Below are 19,659 nucleotides of genomic sequence, written 5' to 3' on the forward strand. Positions count from 1 at the left end.
TCCGCAACCGGCGCCCCGACCGCGCTGTCCCGCCCGGACGTCGATGCGGCATGATCGTCCCGGGAGGGGATCCTGATGAGCGAGAGCCGCGTCGTGCAGGCCGCCGAAGGCACGTACCTGGTCCGCGGGAGCAGCAGCAACTGGGTGATCCTCGTCGAGGACGACTCGGTGACGCTGATCGACGGCGGCTACCCGGACGACGCCGACGCGGTGGAGGCCTCCGTCCGCGAGGTCGGCCACCGGATGCGGGACGTGGAGGCGGTGCTCGTCACCCACGCGCACGTCGACCACATCGGATCGCTGCCGCACCTGGCCCGCAAGTACGGCTTCCCCGTCTACCTGGACCGGGTCGAGGTCGCGCACGCGAAGCGCGAATACCTGCAGCAGGTGTCGCCGAAGCAGATCCTGGCGAACGCGTGGCGGCCCGGCGTGCTGCCGTGGGCGGCGCACGTGGTGCGGGCCGGGGCCTTGAAGCCGTGCGCCGTCCCGTCCGCCGAACCGTTCCCGCGGGAGGGCGCGCTGGACCTGCCGGGGCGGCCGGTGCCGGTGCCGACGCACGGCCACACCTCCGGGCACAGCGCGTTCCACCTGCCGCAGCGCGGGGTGGTGATCAGCGGCGACACCGTGATCACCGGGCATCCCACGTCGCGGGTCGAGGGGCCGCAGCTGCTGCTGCCGATGTTCCACCACGACGGCGCCCGCGCCGTGCAGTCGCTGGACGCGCTGGAAGGGCTGGGCGCGGACGTCCTGCTGCCCGGCCACGGCCCGATGCGCACCGGATCGTTGAACAGGGCGCTCGGCGAGGCCCGCGAGAACGCCGCCCGCACCCTCCGCTGACCGGCCGAGTCCGCACCCCCGGCTGCGTGCGCGGCGCGGTCGGCGGACCGGGCGCGGAAGCCGCGGTGGATCAGCTGACGTAGCGGAGGACGGGCAGCATCGCGTAGTCGCCGTGCTCGGCGGGAGACCCGGCCGCGCAGGCCGCGAGCCGGGCGCGCAGGTCGGCTTCGTCCAGCTCGGTGCCGATGAGCACCAGCGCGGTGCGCGGCGCTTCCCCCGCGGGCCACTGCGTCCGGTGGAAGCGCACGTAGTTGCCCACCGTCTGGAGCAGGTACGGCTGCCGGTACCCCGGGATTCCGAAGTGGACGGTCCCCTTCATCCGGTACAGCCCGGCGGGGCGCGAGTCCAGGAACGCCATCAGGGCCCCCGGATCCACCGGATCGTCGAACTCCACGGCCACGCTCCGGTAGGCGGCGTGCGCGTGCTCGGCGCAGTCGTGCTCGGCGAGCAGGTCGGTGAACGACAGCTGCCGCGGCCCGGTGTCGGCGGGCCGTTCCGGCCGGTCGAACAGGAACGCCGGATCGACCTGGCCGCGTTCGGCCTCCAGCAGCGGGATTCCCGGCGCCTCGGCGGTGATCCGCTCGCGCAGCGCGGCGAGCTCGCCCGCGCCGACCCGGTCGACCTTGTTCAGCACCACCGCGTCGGCGAACCGCAGGTGGGTGGCGAACTCGGGGTGGCGCCGGACGGTGCCGTCGAACTCGGCGGCGTCGACCACCTCGACGAGCCCGCCGTAGCCGGTGCGCGGATTCTCGCCCGCCAGCAGCATCCGGATCAGCTCGCGCGGATCGGCCAGCCCGCTGCATTCCACGACGATCACGTCGATGCCCGCTCCCGGCTCGGCCAGCCGCTCCAGCATCGCGTCCAGCCCACTCGCGTCGACCGCGCAGCACAGGCAGCCGTTGCTGAGCGAGACCATCGAATCGACCTGCCCGGCGACGTTCATCGCGTCGATGCCGATGCTGCCGAAGTCGTTGACCACGACCCCGATCCGGGTGCCGCCCGCGGTCGCCAGCAGGTGGTTGAGCAGGGTCGTCTTGCCCGAGCCCAGGTAGCCCGCGACCAGCACCACCGGGATCCGCCCGCCCGCCACCGGCATCGACCTCCTCCGCGTCCGTCCGCCGCGAACCTACCGGCCCCGCGCGGCCCGGCCGCGGACGGTGCCGTTGTCAGCATGTGAGAACGGGCCTTGGGCGGTGGCGGTCGGTCGCGCAGCATTCGGTTCGCCGGGTCGAGTGACCTGGGACACGAACACGGAGGTCTGCACATGAGCGACCAGGCAACGACGCCGCGGAACGCACTGGTGACCGGCGCCGGGCAGGGGATCGGCAAGAGCATCGCGCTGCGGCTCGCCGCCGACGGGCTGGACGTCGCGATCAACGACATCCCGGCGAACGGCGAGGCCGCGCGGGCGGTGGCGGCGGAGGTCGAGTCCCTGGGCCGCCGTGCGACGGTCGCCCTCGCCGACGTGTCCGACGCGCAGGCCGTGGACGGCATGGTGGCGCAGGTCGCCGCCGACCTCGGCTCCCTCGACGTGATGGTCGCCAACGCGGGGATCGCGCACGTCAAACCGCTGCTGGAGGTCACCCCGGAGGAGTTCGACCACCTGATGTCGATCAACCTGCGCGGGGTGCACCTGTGCTACGGCGCCGCCGCCCGGCGCATGATCGAGCAGGGCGGCGGCGGGAAGATCATCGGTGCGTGTTCGATCGTCGGCTACCGCCCGTTCCCGCTGCTCGGACCGTATTCGGCGTCGAAGTGGGCGGTGCGCGGGCTCACCCAGGCGGCGGCGATGGAGTGGGCGCAGTACGGCATCACCGTGAACGCCTACTGCCCGGGCATCGTGGGCACCGCCATGTGGGACCACATCGACGAGAAGCTCGCCAAGAACGAGGGACTGCGCAAGGGCGCGGCGATCGAGAAGTACTCCGAACTGATCCACCTCGGCCGGGTGTCGGTGCCGGAGGACGTGGCGAAGTTCGTGTCGTACCTGGCATCCCCGGACTCGGACTACATGACCGGGCAGTCGGTGATGATCGACGGCGGCGTGCAGTTCTCCTGACGCGGGGGACTCCGGCGGGTTCCCGGTGGGCCCGCCGGAGCCCCGCGGCCCTGGCGATGCCGCGGCGCCGCGCCAGCCGGTCGATCCACCACGCGTAGACCACGGTCAGCGCGGTCGTCGGCAGCACGTCCCAGGCGGCGAAGTCCCCGGACTGCTCCAGGCTCGGCACGCCCTGCGTGCAGGCGACCAGCATCCCGAACGCGTTGTTCACCACGTGCAGCGCGATCGCCGCCTCCAGGCCGCCGGTGCGCACGGTCAGCCAGCTCATCGCCAGCGCGAACACGAACATGTCGGCCAGCACCAGCGGGTCGTCGTACCCGTGCAGCGCGACGAACAGCACCGAGGTGAGCACGGCACCGGGCCACGGGGTGCGCCACCAGGATGAGAAGGACTGCAGCAGGAACCCGCGGCACAGGTACTCCTCGGCGGCGGCCTGCAACGGCACCACCGCCAGCGTGATCAGCGCCAGCAGCGCGTACCGGGCGAACCCCGGCCACTGCGCCGCGAGCCACGGCTCGCCCCGGGTCAGGCCGAACGCCGTGACCAGTGCGAAACCGCCCAGCGCCCAGCCGGTGCAGTGCGCCAGCCACCGCAGGCGCAGTCGCCCCTCCACACTGGACAGAGTTCCGGCGGGTCGGCGGTGCGCCCACCTCGCGGTGAGCAGCACCGCGGGCAGCATCGCCGCGACGACCAGGAATCCCGCGGTGTACTCCCACACCGGGTCGGCGAAGGTGCCGTCGTGCTGCTCCACACCGGCCAGGGCGGCCAGCCCGAAGACGACGCCGGTCACCAGCCCCATGCACACCAGCGCGAGCAGGCCCAGGAGCGGGAAGCCGAGCAGGGTGCGCCACCAGCGGTGCCGCGAGCCGCGCTGCGGCAGGTGGTACGGGATCCCGCCGCCGGGGCGGGGAGTCCTGGTGTCCTGGGTGGTCGGGACCATGCGGATCCTCTCCTGGGGAAGTCTCGTCGGCTGTTGCTCGGAACCTCGGCGCTCGCGGCGCCGCGGGATCGGTGGCGCCGCGGCCCGGCGGCGGTGCGAGCCGCTCCGGTGATCGCCCGTCCTCGGCTTCGCCACCGAGCGGGGCACCGGCACGGGAACCGGCTCGAAGCTATGCGCCGCTCCCGCACCCGATCGTCGGCCGACCGGATGCTGGTGCCGGTCGATCGGCCACGAAGTCGTGGCCATCCGGTGCTTCCGGCCGCCGGGCGTCGGGCACGATGATCGGGTGGTGTCATCGGGGAAGAGGGTGCCGTCGCCGCGCGAGCTGGCGGCACGGGTCGCCGCGGAACCGCGGCTCGTGCGGGAGGCGGTGCGGGCGGCGCCGCGCCGCGTGCGGCTGGCGGAGTCGGTGTGCTTCGTGCTGCTGGTCGCCGCCGGGCTGGCGATCCAGCTGAACATGCCGCCGGAGCTGGTGCCGGCGCCGCGACCGTCGGTGCCGGTAGCCGTGCTCTCCGCGCTGTGGGCGGCGGTGCTCGTCCCGGCGCGGCGCCGCTGGCCCGTCGCGGTGCTGCCCGCGCTGGTGTTCGGCGAGGCGGTGCTCAGCATGCTGCTGTTGCCGGTGCTGGCGTTCTCCGCGGGCAGGCGGACCCGCAGCCCGGCCCTGCTGTGGACGGCGGTGCTGGGCACGGTGCTGCTGGGGACGGCCTACGACGCGCTGCTGCGCCCGGCCGTCCCGATGAGCGGCGCGGACTTCGCGCTCACCCTGGTCGGCTCCGCGGTGCTGCTGGGGGTGCCCGCCGTCGCCGGGCAGCTGCTCGGCACCCGGCAACCGCTCGTGCGGCTGCTGCGGGAGCGCAACGACTACCTGGAGAGCGTCCGCCACCTCACCGCCGAGCAGGCCCGCAGCGCCGAACGCGCCGACATCGCGGGCGAGATGCACGACATGCTCGGCCACCGGTTGTCGTTGTTGTCGCTGCACGCCGGTGCGCTGGAGCTGTCGGCGGCGAAGAAGGCGCCCGAGGTCAGCGAGCAGGCCGAGTTCGTGCGCGCCACCGCGGGGGAGGCGCTCACCGAGCTGCGCGGCATCCTCGGCGTGCTGCGTTCCGGTGCCGTCGACGCGGGCCGCGACGACAGCAGCGGCCGCCGGGCCGACGTGGAACGGCTCGTGGCCGAGTCGCGCACCGCCGGGATGGCGGTGCAGCTGCACTGGCACGGCCCCGACCTGGACGAGGTGGATCCTCGCGTGCGGCACGCGGTGCACCGCATCGTCCGGGAGGCGCTCACCAACGCGCACAAGCACGCGCCGGGCGCCGCGGTGGTCGTCGAGGTGTCGGCCGCGGATCCCGTGTCGGTGCGGGTGCACAACGCGCCGGTGGCCGCTCCGGATTCGCCGGCGCGCGGGCTGCGCAGCGGTCTCGCCGGACTGGAGGAACGCGCCCGGATGCTCGGCGGCACGTTCACCGGCGGCCCGGGCGCGGACGGCGGCTTCGCGGTGCGCGCGGAGCTGCCCGCGCACCCGCCCGCGGCGCCGCCACCGGAAGCGCCGGTGCGGGAACGGCCGCCGGTGCGGGAAGCGGAAGTGCTCACCAAGCCGCGGATGTTCGGCGCCGGGGTGCTGCTGTTCGTGCTGGCGGTGCCGATGCTGCTGCTGGTGTGCGTGCTGGTGTTCGCGCTGATGTTCAGCTCTGGCGGCGTGCCGCTACCGTAGGCGCATGATCAGAGTGCTCATCGCCGACGACGAGACGTTGATGCGCGCGGGGATCCGGCTGATCCTGGACAACGCCGACGACGTCGAGGTGGTCGCGGAGGTCTCCGACGGGCCCGCCGCAGTCGCCGCCTGCCGAGGGCAGGAGGTGGACGTGGCGCTGCTGGACGTGCAGATGCCCGGCGGCGACGGCATCACCGCGGTCGCCGGGATCGCGCGGGAATCGCCGCGCACCCGCAGCGTCGTGCTCACCGCGTTCGGCGACGACCGCAACGTGGCGCGGGCGCTGCGGTCGGGGGCGAGCGGGTTCCTGCTCAAGGACACCGGCCCGGCCCAGCTGATCCACGCGGTGCGCGAGGTCGCGGCGGGGGAGCCGATCCTCGCGCCGCAGATCACCCGCGGCCTCATCGAACGGCACCTGCTCACCCCGGACGCGGGCGAACCGGCGCGGCGGCGGCTCGCCGAGCTCACCGAGACCGAGCTGGAAGTGCTGCGCGAGGTCGGGGCAGGCCTGTCCAACGCGGAGATCGCGACGCGGCGGCACATGGCGGTGGGCACGGTGAAAGCGCACCTGAGTAGGCTGCTCACCAAGCTGGACTGCACCAACCGCGTCCAGGCCGCGATCGTCGCGCACGAGGCGGGGATCCTGGACGGGCGTTGACCGCGAGGTCCGCGTCGAACCGGTACCCGGCCCAGAACCCGGCGAGCCCGGCGGTGATCACGGCGGTGATTCCCACGAGGTGCGGCATGTCCGGTCCTCTCCGCGGAAGGGGTGGACGTCCAGTCTCGACCCGCCGCGTGTCACCGCCGTGACGGGCCGGTTTCCCGCTCGGGTCAGCCGTTGACACCGGTCTCGGTGACGCCGCGCACCAGGAACCGCTGCAACCCGGCGAACAGCAGCACGATCGGCAGGATGGACAGCGCCGCCGCCGCGAACAGCAGGTTCAGCTGCGGGTTCTGCGCGGTGAGCAGCGCGGACAGCGCCACCTGCACCGTCCACGACGACGAGTCCTGCGCGATGACCAGCGGCCACAGGAACGAGTTCCAGCTGCCGATGAACGTGATCGCCCCGATGGCCGCCAAAAACCCCGTCGAGTTCGGCAGCACGATCCGCCGGAACACGCCCCACCGCCCGAGCCCGTCGATGCGCCCCGCGTCTTCCAGATCGGCGGGGAAGTCGAGGAAGAACTGCCGGAACAGCACCGCGTTCAACGCGCTGAACAGCCCGGGCACCACGAGCCCGCGCAGGTCGGAGAGCCAGCCGAGGCTGGACACGAGCACGAAGCTCGGCACGAACGTCACCGAGGTCGGCACCAGCAGCGTGGCCACCACCGCGCCCAGCACCTTCCCGGAATGCCGGTAGGGGATGCGCGCCAGCCCGTACCCGGCGGCGGCGCACAGCACCAGCGATCCGGCGGTCTGCAGCACGGCGATCACCAGCGAGTTCAGCAGGCTGCGCGCGAACGGCACGTCGGTGGCCGACAGGAGTTCGGTGATGTTCTCCCAGCGCGGGTGGGCGGGCCAGAACGTCCAGTGCGGGGAGGTGATCTCCTCGCGGGTGGCGAGCCCGTTGCGCACCAGCAGGTAGAACGGCAGCAGGAACAGCGCCGCCGCGAGCAGCAGCGCGCTCCAGCGGGCGGCGGCGGCCGCACCGCGCCTCACCGCTGCCGCCCGGTGCCGAAGCCGAACACCTTGCCCTGCACCAGGGTCACCACCGCGATCAGCGCGGACAGGATCACCGCACCGGCGCTGCCGCGGCCGAGGTCCTGGCCGCCGGAGCCGAGCGCCGTGTAGTACAGGTACACCAGCGGCGGCCGACCGTACGGCGGGTAACCGCGGGCGTCGCCGAGGATGTTGTAGAACTCGTCGAACGCCTGGAACGCGCCGATGAGCAGCAGCAGGAGCACGGCGACGCTGGTGCCGCGTAGCTGCGGCAGCGTGATGTGCCGGAACACCTGCCAGCCCGGTTTCGCCCCGTCCAGCCACGCCGCCTCGTACAGGTGCCGCGGGATGCGTTGCAGCGCCGCGATGAACAGCAGCATGTAGAAGCCCAGCTGCAACCACAGCCGCGCGGTGATGAGCACGATCCAGTACAGCGGCGGGTCGGCGGTGCCGGTCCAGGCCACCGGTTCGACGCCGAACGCGCCGAGCGCGCTGTTGACCAGCCCGGAGCTCACCCCCGGGAACAGCGAGGTCTTCCAGATCAGCGCGGCCACCACGTAGGAGCAGGCGAACGGCAGGAAGAACACGGACCGGAAGAACGCCTTCGCGACCGGCAACCGGTCCACGGCGAGCGCGAGGGCGAGCGCGGCGGCGTAGGTGAGCGGCACGATGCCCGCGGCGAACGCGGTGAACGTGCCGAGGCTGGCGAGGAACGCCTCGTTGCCCAGCATCGCGGCGTAGTTGTCGACGCCGACGAACACCTCGGGCGTGACGGTGTTGCGGGCGTCGAAGAAGCTCAGGTACAGGCTCCACCCGATCGGCACGTAGGCGAACACGACGAGCCCGAGCAGCAGCGGGCCGACGAACAGCCAGAAGTCGCGGGCGTCGCGGCGGGTGCGGGCGCTCACCCGTGCAGGCGCTTCAACTCGGCGTCCGAAGTGGACACGACCTGCCGGGTCTCCGCCACGGGATCGGCGCCTTGGCGGGCGATGCGGAACAGCGCGTCGGACAACGCCGAGCCCGCCGCCGAAGTCCACATCGGACCGCCGACGAGGTGGGCGTGCTCCCGGGTGTAGCGCACCGCGTCGGCGGCCGGACCGGTGCGCAGTTCCGCCGCCCGGCCGGTGAGGCTGTCCCGGGCCGGCAGGTGGAAGCCGAACGCGGTGGCGAACTCCAGCTGGTGGTCGGTGCGGTCGACCCACAGCCAGCGCACGAAGTCCTTCGCGGCGGCCACGTCCGAGCTGCGGGCGTTGACCATCGCGCCGTACGCGCCGATCGGCACCGACGGCGCGCCCTGGTCGTCGAGGCGCGGGAACGGCAGCACGCCGAAGTCGTCGCCGAGAGCGGCCGCGACCTTCGGGATGTTCCACAGCCCGGTCCACTGCATGGCGGCGAGCCCGTCGATGAACGCGCTCGGATCGGACCAGTCGGCGGGTGCGCCGAGCAGCAGGCCGGAGTCGCCCAGCTCGGCGAGCTTGCCGAACGCGACGGCGGCTCGTGGATCGTCGAACCCGGTGCTCCGCTGGTCGGGGGTGAGGTAGTCCAGGCCCGCGGACCACAGCAACGGCCCGGCGAGCACGCCGACGCCGCCGTCGTTGCCGACGAACAGGCCGCGGGAGGTGGGCGAGTCGAGGCGCTTCGCCGCGTCGATCAGCTCGTCCACGGTCCGCGGCGGGCGCACGCCCGCGTCGGCGAGCCTGCTCTTGCGGTAGAACAGCACCTGCGTGTCCACGGCCTGCGGGATCGCGTACAGCCGCCCGTCGACGGTGGCGGTCGCCAGCACCTGCTCCGGGAAGTCGTCGCGGGCGTCGCCGAGCACGTCGTCCAGCGGTACCACCTGGTTCTGGCGCACCCAGTCCACCTTGACCTGCGCCTCGAACACGTCGGGGACCGCGCTGTTCTGCAACGCGGTGACGATCTTCGAGTCGTAGTCGCCGGGGTTCCACTGCACCGAGACCTCGCCCTGCGGGTACTCGGCGGCGTAGCGCTGCACGGCCTCGTGCACGCCGTCCTCGCCGTAGGCGTGGTACCACTGCTGCAGCGAGCCGGGCGCCGAGCCACCGCGCCCCGTGTTGGAGCCGCAGGCGGCGGCGGTCAAGCCCACCGCGCCCAAGCCGATGCCGGCCAGCAACGACCGCCGGGTGAACCCCGGTCCGCCGAGCCGCGCCGAGGACACCCCCGAAGTCGTTCTGCGCACGGCGGATGACGCTAGGACGCAAGATCGCGCAGGTCAACCGCTCCCACACCGTGGTCGTCGGTCGGTCCTGCGCCGCTCACCAGCACGACCACCCGATCACCACGCCGCTCACCCGCCCGATCCGTCCCCCGATGGAGTGGCGGCCGTCCCGGCCGCGTCCAGGTCACCGCTCGCCCTCGACATCGCCGAGCACGGCGCGCAGCAGCTCCGGCGTGATCGTTCCTTCCTCGGGCACCGCCTGCATCGCCGCGCGATAGCTCGTCCACCGCACGCACTGCGGCCGCACCCCGGTCGTCGCGAACTCTTCGGCCGCATCGACGACGGTGCCCGCGTCGATCTCGGCGCCGGGCGGGAAGGGGATCTCGTTCGCCCCGTACATCTCGCTCTCGGTGTTCTCCCCGCTGGTGGACACCACGCCGTCGCTCTCGCCGTGTCGCCAGTAGCAGGCGCCGCGTCCGCCGCGGAAACCGATCACGAGCTCCGCGGCCTCCTGTTGGAGATGCAGCACGACGCGGTCCGCCGCCGCGTACCGGGTCACCACACCCCCCGGACGTCACCGATCTGCACCGGAGTCCCGTCATCCAATCGCACGACGAGCGTCATCGTTCCGCCTTCCCGTGGGAGGTCCTTTGGTAGGGAAGATCGTTCAACGTCGACATGAGCCCCCGTTCGTCTCTGTGCCGCACAGCATGCCGGGCAACACCGACAGAGCGGGTTCGGGCTGACGGATGGACGCCCTGCTCGTCCGGGGCGAGCGGGTGGGAAAGAGCCTGGTGCACGCCGAGAACAGGAGGGTGGGCAGGTCTTGCACGAGCTTGCCGATGTATCCGCATGTGTCGGTGCGGTCGCTACGATCGAGGACTTGGTGTGTGAGGCGAGATCCGGCTCGTCGCGGACATCCTCGATCAGCGGGAGGCGTCGTGAGTGCACGGGGTTGGCGCAAGTCCAGCCGCTCCAACCCGAACGACAACTGCGTCGAAGTCGGGCGGTCAGCGGGCGGTGCCGCGGTGCGGGACACGAAGGACCGGGCCGCCGGGTATTTCGCGGTGCCGCGACCGCGGTGGTCGGAGTTCCTGGCGGCGCTCAAGTCGGGTCGCCTCGACCGCTGACGCACGGTGAACGGCCCGTTCGACCGAGCGGATCGGACGAACGGTCCGTTCACCCGCGGTGCGTCAGCGGGAGGTGGACTTCTCCGGGCGGCTGCCGAGGGCTTCGCCGCGGCGGCAGGCCAGGTACCAGCGGTGCCCGTTGTCGTACCAGCGCATTCCCCTGCGCACGGCCGGAACCTGCGTCGCCTGGTGCATCCGGTACTGCCACGGCGACTGGGCGCCGCCGCGCGCGGCCATCGCGTACGCCACGTCCACCGCCTCCCGGTCGAGGTAGCGGTCCGCCCGCTCGAACCAGGCCATGCTGGTGCGCCCGGCCGCCTGCAGCGGGCGCAGCGCGCTGCGGCCCTGCTGGTCGAAGTCGCGCAGCGCGGTGTCCAGGTGCTCGTGGTCGTGCAGCTTCTGCGCCAGGATCATCGCGTCCATGATGGCCAGCCGGGTGCCGGAGCCGATGCTGAAGTGCGTGGTGTGCGCGGCGTCGCCGAGCAGCATCACGTTCTCGTACCGCCAGCTCCGGTTGAGCACCTGGGTGAACCGCTGCCACCGCGCCGCTTCGCCCCGGGAGCTGCTGATCAGCGAATGTCCTTCGAGGGGCTTCTCGAAGATCTTCTCCAGCAGCCGCACCGCGTCCTCGTCGCCGCGCTCGTCGAAACCGAGCGCCTTCCAGGTCTGCTCGGTGGTCTCCACGATGCAGGTGCTGACGCCGGCGCTGGACGGGTAGGCGTGGAACCAGATCCAGCCCGCCGAGGTCCGCTCGAACGCGAACGTGAACCGGTCGAAGACCTTGTCCGTGCCCAGCCAGATGTAGGGGTTGCTGCCCGTCTCCACCCGGGTGCCGAACTCGTCCTCGTGCAGCGAGCGCACCTTGCTGCCCGCCCCGTCCGCGCCGATGATCAGGTCGCTGTCGGCGAGCTCGTCGAGGCTCTGCACGTCCTGCTCGTAGTGGACGTCCACGCCCAGGTCGGTGGCGCGTTCGGCCAGCACGTCCAGCAGCGTCGCCCGGTTCACGCTGAACCCGTAGCCGCCTAGGAAACCGTAGTCGGTGCCGCCGAGGACGATCTGCTGCTCCTGCCACAGCGTGGACGCGGACCGGATCTGCTGCGCGCTCTCCGCATCGTTGGCGTACAGCGGATCGAGCAGGTTGTCCCAGTACACGACGCCCCACCCGTAGGTGGCGCCCGGCGGATCACGCTCGATGACGGTGATGTCGTGCCCGGCGTCGCGCAGCTTCGCCGAGATCGCGAAGTACAGCCCGGCCGGTCCAGCACCTACGCACGTGATCTTCATGGGCACCTCCTGGACGGGGGCGGCGGGTGGCCGCCCGGTTGTCGTTGCGCTGTCACGTGTGCTCCCGCGTCCCGCCGTTGCGCTGCGCGGGCGCGCCGTGCACCACTTCCTCCGACGGGTGGTGCAGGTGGTAGAGGTGCGCGTAGCCGTTGTTGCCCGCCAGCAGCTCCGAATGCGTGCCGAGGCCGGTGACCCGGCCGTGGTCCAAGTAGAGGATCTTGTCCGCGTCGGTGACGGTGAGCAGGTTGTGCGAGATGACGATCGTGGTCCGCCCCGCCATCAACCGGTTCAGCGGGCCGAGGATCCGTTGCCCCGCCTCGGCGTCCAGGCTCGCGGTCGGCTCGTCCAGCAGCAGGATCGGCGCGTCCCGGATCATCGCGCGGGCGATCGCGATGCGCTGGCGCTGCCCGCCGGAGAGCAACCTGCCGCGCTGTCCGACGCGCGTCTCGTACCCGTCGGGCAGCGCGGCGATGAAGTCGTGCGCGTCGGCGGCGCGCGCGGCGTCCACCAGTTCCGCGCGGTCCGCATCCGGTTTGCCCGCGCGGATGTTGTCCTCGATCGTGCCGTCCAGCAGCAGCGTCTCCTGCAGCACGATCGCGATGTGCGAGCGCAGCTCCTTCGGGTCCAGCTCGCGCAGGTCCGCGCCGTCCAGCGAGATGCTGCCGCGGTCCGGGTCGTAGAACCGCAGCAGCAGCTTCGTCAACGTCGACTTCCCCGCGCCGCTGGCGCCGACGACGGCGACGCGTTCCCCGGGCTCCGCGGTGAGGTCCACGTCGTGCAGCACCTCGTCGGCGGTGTCCGGGTAGTGGAACCCGACCCGGTCCAGCCGCACCGCGCCGCGCACCCGGTCCAGCCGCTTCGGGTTCCGCGGGGCGGGCACGTGCGGGCGCTGGTCGAACAGCTCCAGGATGCGTTCCGCGCTCGCCGCCGCCCCGTAGATCACGTTCGAGAGCTGGCCGAGGTTGCTCACCGGCGAGTACAGCTGCGACAGGTACACCAGGAACGCCAGCAGCCCGCCGAGGGTGATCCGGCCGGACGCCAGCTCCCAGATGCCGACGCCGACGATCGCCATGATCGCCAGCACTTCCAGCAGGTCCACCAGCGGCTCGAACAGGCCGCCGATGCGGGCCGCGGACAGCTCCGCGGACAGGCTGGACCGGCTCTGCCGGGTGAACCGCCGCACCTCCGCGGACTCGCGGCCGTAGGCCTGGATCAGCGGGGCGTTGCCGAGGCTTTCCTCCGCGACCGTGCCGATCGACCCGGTGCGGCCGGCGACCTCCCGGGACGCCGACTTGATGCGCATCGCGAAGAACCGCGCCACCGCCAGGAACAGCGGGACGACCAGCAGCGCCACCACCGTGAGCCGCCAGTCCAGGTAGAACAGCACCCCGGCGAACACCACGATCTTCACCAGCGACGCCACCGTCTGCGTGATGCCCGACAGCACCAGGCTCTCGATGGACGCCACGTCGGTGGTGAGCCTGCTCAGCGTGTCGCCGAGCCTGCGCCGGTCGAAGAAGTCCACCGACAACGTGTGCAGGTGGGTGAACACCCGGATCCGCAAGCGGTTCAGGAAGTGCTCACCGATCCACACCGTCAGGTAGCTCTCGCCGAACCCGACGATGCCCATCACGATCGTGATCCCCGCGTACGCGACGGCCACCAGCGGGAACAGCGAGAAGTCCCGCGGCGTCAGCACGTCGTCGATGAGGACCTTGAACAACCAGATCGCCGCCGCGTCCAGCAGCGGCGACACCAGCACCAACCCCAAGCTGAGCACCATGTACCAGCGGAACGGTCGCGCGTCCGGCCAGAACCGCCGGAACACCTCCCGCACCCCGATCGATGGCGCGGTCTCCACCAAACCCGCCTCTTCGGCGACCGGTGGATCGAACAACCACCGAATCGGTCCCCGCACGACTTACCCCCTGTTGCCGACGGGCGTGACGCCCGCACCAGGGAAGGTGCGGGCGTCACCCGGACGTTGAGCCAAGCTGTTACTTGCAGCCGCAGCCGTGGCCCCAGCCGTGTCCCCAACCGTTGCCCCAGCCGTGCTTGCGGCGGCGGTTGTTGTTCACGTACACGAAAACGCTGCTGCCTTTGCCCATCGCCATGCACCTTTCCGCATTGCCGACTTCCCCCGGAGAAGAACGTCATCGTCGACATTCCGCTCGTCGGTCGGTGTCGTCGTTGGACATCGGACCGCTGGTGATGCCGCCCGGGCCGGGCCCGGAGATCGGCGCACTCCTCCAGTGGCTTTCCGAAAGGTAGGTGCCCCCCATGTGGCGGAACAACCCGACCTGACAACGAGTAAACGCCATGTCACCGAGCTTGCACAGAGGACTATCGACCCTGATTTCCCGCTGAACCAACGGGTTCTGCTTTCCCGCGGTGCTGGCCGCACCCGCTCGCGCGTGGTTCCTTGTGGGGCGCCGGACACGAGGAGGAGCGGATGGACCTGCGCGCGTGGGTGGACCGGGCGGTGGCCGAGATCGTTGCGTGGCAACGGGAATTCGGCGAGTTCGCGCCGCACCCGGACGCCGTCGTGCCCGACGAGGAGTTCGGCCCCGCGTTCGCCGAACTGCTCGACCGGTTGCGCGGCACCTACCCGTTCCACCACCCCCGCTACCTCGGACAGCTGATCAAGCCGCCGCACCCGGCGGCCGTCGTCGGCTACCTGGCGGCGATGCTGCTGAACCCGAACAACCACGCGCTCGACGGGGGCCCGGCCACCACCGGGCTGGAGCGGGAGGCGGTGGACCGGCTCGCGGCGATGCTGGGGATGCCGGGCGCGCTGGGCCACCTCACCGGCAGCGGCACCATCGCGAACCTCGAATCCCTCTACGTGGCAAGGGAAACCCGGCCCGGAGCGGCCATCGCGCACAGCGCGGACGCGCACTACACGCACGCCCGGATGTGCCGTCTGCTGGGCGTGCGCTCGGTGCCGATCCCGGTGGACGCGGTAGGGCGGATCGACGTGGCGGCGCTGGATTCGCTGCTGGGGGAGCAGGACATCGGGACCGTGGTGCTCACCGCCGGGACCACCGGGCTCGGTGCCGTCGACCCGATCCACGAGGTGCTGGACCTGCGGTGGCGGCACGACTTCCGGATCCACGTCGACGCGGCCTGCGGCGGGTTCTTCGCGCTCATCGCCGACGACGCGCCGGACGGGGTGGCCGCCGCGCCGTTCCGCGCCATCGCCGAGTGCGACTCGGTCGTGGTGGACCCGCACAAGCACGGCCTGCAGCCCTACGGGTGCGGGGCGGTGCTGTTCGCGGACCCCGCGGTCGAGCGGTACTACCGGCACGAGTCGCCGTGGACGTACTTCACCTCAGCGGAACCGCACCTGGGCGAGATCTCCCTGGAATGCTCCCGATCCGGGGCCGCCGCTGCCGCGCTGTGGCTGACGCTGCGGGTGCTGCCGCCCACGCCGGACGGCCTCGGCCGGGTGCTGCGCGCGGGCAGGCGGGCCGCGCTGGGCTGGGCGGAGCTGCTGGCGGACTCGACGGTGCTGTCCGCGTACCAGCGGCCGGAGCTCGACGTGCTCGGCATCGTGCCCGCCGCGCCCGGCATGGCCGCGCTGGACGAGCGCACCCAGTGGGTGCTGCACGGCGGGATGCGCGCCGAGCCCGGCGAAGCCGTGCACTTGGCGGCGATGGAGGTCACCGCGGCCGACCTGGCGCGGCGCGGCCACCGGCTGCGCGCCGACGTGCCGACCGCGCGGGTGCTGCGCAGCGTGCTGCTGAAACCGGAGCACGAGCACTGGATCCGCCGCTGCCACACCGATCTGGAGGCGCTCGTCCGGCGCGCCGCGGAGTGAGCGGTTTGCTCCGCCGGGTGACCGGGCACCCGGGTGGGGCGCTCGCCGGGTGACCGGACGGGCGCCGCACCGTGCCACGTTGATCGAAACCGGGGGTCCCATGTCCACTCGTTCGTCCGTCCGCGCCAGGAGGGTTCGCCCGGAGTTCCTGCACACCATGTGGGACGAGTCCCGCCGGATCGCCGACGCCCGCCACCGCTTCCTGCACGGCGGGAACCCCGAACCCCAGCGCGGCCGCACCGTTCCCGCACCGCGCTGATCCGGGTGGGCGATCCGCTCCGAACGGGCGGCCCGCTCACCGGACGATCTCCACGAGTCGACGGCCCACCAGTCCGCGCACGCCGGGCGGGTGGGCGTCGACGTGTCGGGCTGGGGTCCAGCCGGCGGTCCGGACGAGCGCAGGGCTCAGCCGGTCAGCCAGCGGGTCACCGCGGTGGTGAGGGCCTCGGTCCACCGGGCGAGGAGGACCGCGCCCTCGGCGGCGGTCGCGCCCGCGGGGTCGCCTAGGACGCCGTTGGGGCTCACGGCGCGGACTCCGCCGCCGCGCAACCGGTCGATGATCCGGGGCAGCGGTTCGGTGCTGCCCGCGGCGGCGTCCGGGAGGGTGACCTCGCCCGGATGCAGGTGCAGCATCGCGGAGGTCTCGGTGCGTCCGGCGTGGCTGTCGTCGGCCGGCCCGTCCGGGCACCACGCCAGCACGCGCCTGCCCTCGCCGCGCAGCTGCTCGGCGGCCCGGTGCACTGTGGGCAGGTTGCCGCCGTGCCCGTTCACCAGCACCACCCCGGTGAACCGGTCCGCGGACCGCACCAGCTCCACCAGCAGCAGCCACAGCGCCTCGTGCCCGATGGAGAGCGTGCCGGGGAAGGCGGCGTGCTCCCCGCTGGCGCCGTAGGGCACGGCCGGGCCGACGACGACCTCCGGCAGCCGCCGGGCCAGCCGGGCGCAGAGCGCTTCGGCGATGGCGGTGTCGGTGCGCAGCGGCAGGTGCGGCCCGTGCTGCTCGGTGGCACCGAGCGGGATCGCCAGCACCCGCGCGGCGTCGTCGAGTTCGGTCCAGCGCAGCGCGCCCAGGCTCATCGCGTCGTCCTCCCGGTGAACCGCGGCAGCAGCGGCGCCGCCGACCGTTCCCGCGCACACCCGGCCCACACCCCGCACCCGTAGGCGAGGTCGTCGAGCAGCCGCAGCGCGAACCAGCCGGGTCCGCGCCGGTGCCGCAGCGCCTCCCACGCGCAGGGCAGCGCCGCCACCAGCAGCACCGCGCGGCTCCGCCGCGAGACCAGCAGCAGCGGGAACCAGGCGCGCCGCACCGCCTCCGCCAGCAGCCGCCCCGCGCCGAGGTGCCCGCGCACCGCCAGCCGCCACGCCTCCCGGCCCGGCACGCCGTGCGCCCGCAGCTTCCACGGCAGCACGGCGGCGCTGCCCGTCGCGAGCCCCGCGGCCAGCACCGGCCGCCCCGCCACCAGCGCCGTCCAGGACGCCGCGCTCCACGGCGACAGCCGGGCGCAGCAGAGCCTGCCCGGGTGGCGGCGGGCCAGCGGGGCGGCGGAGGTGCCGTAGTCGAAGCGCTGCCGCAGCCAGGACCGCAACCCGCTGCGCGGCCGGTGCCGCACCACCGACCCGGGCACGTAGCGCACCACCGCGCCGGAGTCGACGATCCGCCACACCAGGTCCACGTCCTCGCCGAAGCGCAGCGCCTCGTCGAACCCGCCGAGCTCGGCCAGCGCGGCCCGGCGCACCACGAGCGCGGCGCTGGGCACGTAGCCGACCCGGCTCATCGGCCGCACGCCCGCGGGCAGCGCCCCGAGGTCGAGCCCGCCGCGGTCGGCCTCGTAGCAGGCGATCGCCCCGCCGCCCGCGGCGCCGCGGGCGCGGGGCGCCACCGCGTGCACGGCGGGATCGGTGAACTGGCGCAGCAGCGGCGCGAGCCACCCCGGTTCGGGCAGCACGTCGGCGTCGAGGAACGCGACGAGTTCGGTGCGCGCCCGCCGCCAGCCGGTGTTGCGGGCGGCCGCGGGCCCGCGCGCGACCGGATGCCGGAGCTCGGCGGCGGGCTCCCGCGAGCCGTCGTCGACGACGATCCGGTGCGGCAGTTCGGCGGTCGCGGCCAGCACCCGCGCCAGGCCGGCCGGATCGTCCTTCACCGGCACCACCAGCGTCACGTCGGCGGGCCCCAGCTCGCCCGCGGGCGGCTCCGGGTGGGCGAGCCCGGAATCCAGCAGCCGCCGCGCCAGCGCGCCGCCCTCCCGCACCGGTTCGCCCGCGAACCACCGGTCCACCAGCCGCGCGGCGCGCGCCCCCACCCGCAGCAGCCGCACCGGGGAGCCGCCCAGCAGCACCTGCCCGTCGCGGGCGCGCCGCAGCGACGGGTCCGGCACCAGCCGCGTGCCCGGGGGGACCGGTGCGCTCATGCGGTGAACCCGCCGTCGGCGTGCACCGCGGTGCCGGTGATCGCGGACGAAGCGGGCGAGCACAGGAATTCGACCACGGCCGCCACCTCGTCGGGCTCCAAGATCCGTTCGGTGAGCTGGTGCTCGGCGAACTCGTCCACATCGGACAGACCGTAGATCTCGGCGGTGGCCCGCAGCATCTCGGTGCGCGTCGAGCCGGGGGAGACGGCGGTGGCGCAGATCCCGGTGCCGCGCAGGTCGGTCGCCAGCCCCCGCACCAGCCCCAGCACGGCGTGCTTGGCCGCGTTGTAGGAGGTGAGCCGCCACAGCCCGGTGTGCGCGGCCGCGGAGGCCAGCGCCACGAACCGCCCGGTCCGCGGCTCGGGACGGCGCAGCAGCGCGGGCACGGCGGCGCGCGCCAGGTGCGCGGTGCCGTCCACGCCGACGGAGAACGACGCCGCCCACTCGGACTCGTCGGCCTCCCAGAACGGGTGCCCGCCCGCCATGAGCGCCGCGGCGGCGACGGCGGCGTCCAGGCCGCCGAAGCGCTGCTCGGCGAGGGCGACCGCGTCGCGCAGCTCCCGCGGGTCCTGCACGTCGGCGGCCACGTCGAGCACGGCGTCCGGGTGCTCGGCGGCGAGCTCGGCCAGCTGCTCGGCGGTGCCCAGCGGGTAGGGCACCCGGGGGTCGTCGGCGCAGCGGTCCACCGCCACCACCCGCCAGCCGTGCCCGGCGAGCCGCCGCAGCACCGCCCGCACCATGCCGCGGGCCGCGCCGGTCACCACCGCCACCCGCTCAGCCATCGAGGTGACCCTCGGCGCGCAGGAATGCCAGCAGCTCGTCGGCGGCTTCCGCCGGGTCGTCGGTGACCACCACGCGTGGCGGGTCGGACCGCTGGCCGACGCCGGTCAGCACCCGCAGCCTGGACAGCGGTTCGGCCCCGGCGGGCGCGAGCAGTTCCTTGGCGCGCGGCCGGTAGCCGTGTGCGGCGGTGAGCGGTGGCGGGTCCGCGGTGGCGCGGGCCGCGACGACCGAGACCTCGGCGGAACGCGCCGCCAGCACGGCGGGGAGCGCGGCGGTGCGCGGGCGCACCCCGGCGGCCTCCACCGAGCACACGGCGGGCAGCGGCACCGCCAGCCGCTCCCGGCGCCCCCGGTCCAGCCTGCGCAGTGCCCGCAACCGGCCGTCGGCGGCGGGTTCGGTGTCGAGGGACACCAGGCCGAGCGCCTGCGCGCAGCCGAACTCGGCGGCCAGCAGCGCCGGGATGGCACCGGTCCCGCGGTCCGGCGAGTGGTCCCCGGTGAGCACCAGGTCGGGCGCGCCGAACCGCTCGCGGACCGCGGCGGCGAGCGCCACCGCCGTGCCCGCGCCGGAATCGGCGGCCCGCGGATCGGGTACCCCGGCCGGTTCGACCCGCAGCACCTCGTCCGCGCCGGAGGCCAGCGCCCCGCGCAGCAGCTCATCCGCGCCCGCCGGGGCGAGGCTCACCGCCGCGCACCGGCCGCCGGTGAACCCGGCCAGCCGCAGGCCCAGCTCCAGCGCCGCCGCGTCCGCGGCGGAGGCGCCCGCGGACCGGTCCGACGTCCGCACCCGGCCGGACAGCGGATCCACCTCGGCCCGCTCGTCCACCCAGCGCAGCGCCACTACCACGAACATCCC

At 73.4% G+C, this 19,659-nt stretch carries 18 protein-coding genes and 1 pseudogene; 7 read left to right on the plus strand and 12 right to left on the minus strand.

Annotation, left to right across the window (positions count from 1 at the left end):
• The first annotated feature begins 75 nt into the window (after positions 1 to 75).
• Entirely contained in the window at positions 76 to 837 is a 762-nt protein-coding gene (locus LCD31_RS01305) for an MBL fold metallo-hydrolase (RefSeq protein WP_224955539.1), read from the plus strand.
• A 70-nt stretch (positions 838 to 907) separates the two neighbouring features.
• Here the strand turns inward: LCD31_RS01305 and LCD31_RS01310 are convergent, their stop codons facing one another.
• Positions 908 to 1,927, minus strand: a complete 1,020-nt coding sequence (locus LCD31_RS01310) for a GTP-binding protein (RefSeq protein ID WP_374108110.1) — start codon at positions 1,925 to 1,927, stop codon at positions 908 to 910.
• Positions 1,928 to 2,101: 174 nt separating this feature from the next.
• Here LCD31_RS01310 and LCD31_RS01315 point away from each other — a divergent pair, with 174 nt between their 5' ends.
• Positions 2,102 to 2,896 carry an acetoin reductase gene (locus LCD31_RS01315; protein WP_224955541.1) on the plus strand — a complete coding sequence of 265 codons (795 nt, stop codon included), beginning with the start codon at positions 2,102 to 2,104 and terminating at the stop codon, positions 2,894 to 2,896.
• A gap of 208 nt (positions 2,897 to 3,104) precedes the next feature.
• On the opposite strand, the pseudogene LCD31_RS29435 reads toward LCD31_RS01315, so the two are convergent.
• Positions 3,105 to 4,082: pseudogene (locus tag LCD31_RS29435) on the minus strand (lysostaphin resistance A-like protein); the annotation flags it as partial.
• A 43-nt stretch (positions 4,083 to 4,125) separates the two neighbouring features.
• Here LCD31_RS29435 and LCD31_RS01325 point away from each other — a divergent pair.
• Both LCD31_RS01325 and LCD31_RS01330 read left to right on the plus strand, forming a co-directional pair.
• Positions 4,126 to 5,544 (plus strand): histidine kinase, encoded by a 1,419-nt coding sequence (locus tag LCD31_RS01325; protein WP_224955542.1) that lies wholly within the window; start codon positions 4,126 to 4,128, stop codon positions 5,542 to 5,544.
• Between the two features lie 4 nt (positions 5,545 to 5,548).
• Positions 5,549 to 6,202, plus strand: coding sequence for a response regulator transcription factor (locus LCD31_RS01330; RefSeq protein ID WP_224955543.1), 654 nt, complete (start codon positions 5,549 to 5,551; stop codon positions 6,200 to 6,202).
• 173 nt (positions 6,203 to 6,375) lie between these two features.
• Here LCD31_RS01330 and LCD31_RS01335 read toward each other — a convergent pair whose 3' ends face one another.
• The 4 genes from LCD31_RS01335 to LCD31_RS01350 form a co-directional block, all read right to left on the minus strand.
• Entirely contained in the window at positions 6,376 to 7,203 is an 828-nt protein-coding gene (locus tag LCD31_RS01335) for a carbohydrate ABC transporter permease (protein ID WP_224955544.1), read from the minus strand.
• A complete protein-coding gene (locus LCD31_RS01340) occupies positions 7,200 to 8,111 on the minus strand; it encodes a carbohydrate ABC transporter permease (protein ID WP_224955545.1) in 912 nt (303 codons plus the stop codon). Before LCD31_RS01340 ends, LCD31_RS01335 begins: the two co-directional genes overlap by 4 nt.
• Positions 8,108 to 9,307 (minus strand): extracellular solute-binding protein, encoded by a 1,200-nt coding sequence (locus LCD31_RS01345; protein WP_224955630.1) that lies wholly within the window; start codon positions 9,305 to 9,307, stop codon positions 8,108 to 8,110. Before LCD31_RS01345 ends, LCD31_RS01340 begins: the two co-directional genes overlap by 4 nt.
• 256 nt (positions 9,308 to 9,563) lie before the next feature.
• Entirely contained in the window at positions 9,564 to 9,938 is a 375-nt protein-coding gene (locus tag LCD31_RS01350; protein WP_224955546.1) for an Imm1 family immunity protein, read from the minus strand.
• Positions 9,939 to 10,320: 382 nt separating this feature from the next.
• Between LCD31_RS01350 and LCD31_RS01355 the strand changes: the two genes are divergently transcribed.
• Positions 10,321 to 10,509, plus strand: a complete 189-nt coding sequence (locus LCD31_RS01355) for a DUF397 domain-containing protein (protein WP_224955547.1) — start codon at positions 10,321 to 10,323, stop codon at positions 10,507 to 10,509.
• 63 nt (positions 10,510 to 10,572) lie between these two features.
• Here the strand turns inward: LCD31_RS01355 and LCD31_RS01360 are convergent, their stop codons facing one another.
• Together LCD31_RS01360 and LCD31_RS01365 are read right to left on the minus strand one after the other, a co-directional pair.
• Positions 10,573 to 11,793 (minus strand): FAD-dependent monooxygenase, encoded by a 1,221-nt coding sequence (locus LCD31_RS01360; protein ID WP_224955548.1) that lies wholly within the window; start codon positions 11,791 to 11,793, stop codon positions 10,573 to 10,575.
• A gap of 52 nt (positions 11,794 to 11,845) precedes the next feature.
• A complete protein-coding gene (locus LCD31_RS01365; protein ID WP_224955549.1) occupies positions 11,846 to 13,690 on the minus strand; it encodes an ABC transporter ATP-binding protein in 1,845 nt (614 codons plus the stop codon).
• Positions 13,691 to 14,245: 555 nt separating this feature from the next.
• Between LCD31_RS01365 and LCD31_RS01370 the strand changes: the two genes are divergently transcribed.
• Together LCD31_RS01370 and LCD31_RS01375 are read left to right on the plus strand one after the other, a co-directional pair.
• Positions 14,246 to 15,613: an aminotransferase class V-fold PLP-dependent enzyme gene (locus LCD31_RS01370; RefSeq protein WP_224955550.1), complete on the plus strand. Its 1,368-nt coding sequence runs from the start codon at positions 14,246 to 14,248 to the stop codon at positions 15,611 to 15,613.
• Between the two features lie 100 nt (positions 15,614 to 15,713).
• The gene (locus LCD31_RS01375) at positions 15,714 to 15,872 is read left to right on the plus strand and encodes a hypothetical protein (RefSeq protein ID WP_224955551.1); all 159 of its coding nucleotides are present in this window, start codon (positions 15,714 to 15,716) and stop codon (positions 15,870 to 15,872) included.
• 146 nt (positions 15,873 to 16,018) lie between these two features.
• Here the strand turns inward: LCD31_RS01375 and mftE are convergent, their stop codons facing one another.
• Genes mftE through LCD31_RS01395 form a run of 4 tightly spaced genes read right to left on the minus strand, consistent with a single transcriptional unit; the run spans position 16,019 to position 19,656 of the window.
• The gene (mftE, locus tag LCD31_RS01380) at positions 16,019 to 16,690 is read right to left on the minus strand and encodes a mycofactocin biosynthesis peptidyl-dipeptidase MftE (RefSeq protein WP_224955552.1); all 672 of its coding nucleotides are present in this window, start codon (positions 16,688 to 16,690) and stop codon (positions 16,019 to 16,021) included.
• Positions 16,687 to 18,021 carry a mycofactocin biosynthesis glycosyltransferase MftF gene (gene mftF, locus LCD31_RS01385; protein ID WP_224955553.1) on the minus strand — a complete coding sequence of 445 codons (1,335 nt, stop codon included), beginning with the start codon at positions 18,019 to 18,021 and terminating at the stop codon, positions 16,687 to 16,689. Before mftF ends, mftE begins: the two co-directional genes overlap by 4 nt.
• The gene (locus LCD31_RS01390; protein ID WP_224955554.1) at positions 18,018 to 18,803 is read right to left on the minus strand and encodes a mycofactocin-coupled SDR family oxidoreductase; all 786 of its coding nucleotides are present in this window, start codon (positions 18,801 to 18,803) and stop codon (positions 18,018 to 18,020) included. Before LCD31_RS01390 ends, mftF begins: the two co-directional genes overlap by 4 nt.
• Positions 18,796 to 19,656, minus strand: a complete 861-nt coding sequence (locus LCD31_RS01395) for a mycofactocin-associated electron transfer flavoprotein beta subunit (protein WP_224955555.1) — start codon at positions 19,654 to 19,656, stop codon at positions 18,796 to 18,798. Before LCD31_RS01395 ends, LCD31_RS01390 begins: the two co-directional genes overlap by 8 nt.
• Between the last annotated feature and the right edge of the window lie 3 nt (positions 19,657 to 19,659).

Origin of the sequence: Saccharopolyspora sp. 6M, assembly GCF_020176775.1 — a bacterium.
Lineage (GTDB): Bacteria > Actinomycetota > Actinomycetes > Mycobacteriales > Pseudonocardiaceae > Saccharopolyspora_C > Saccharopolyspora_C gregorii.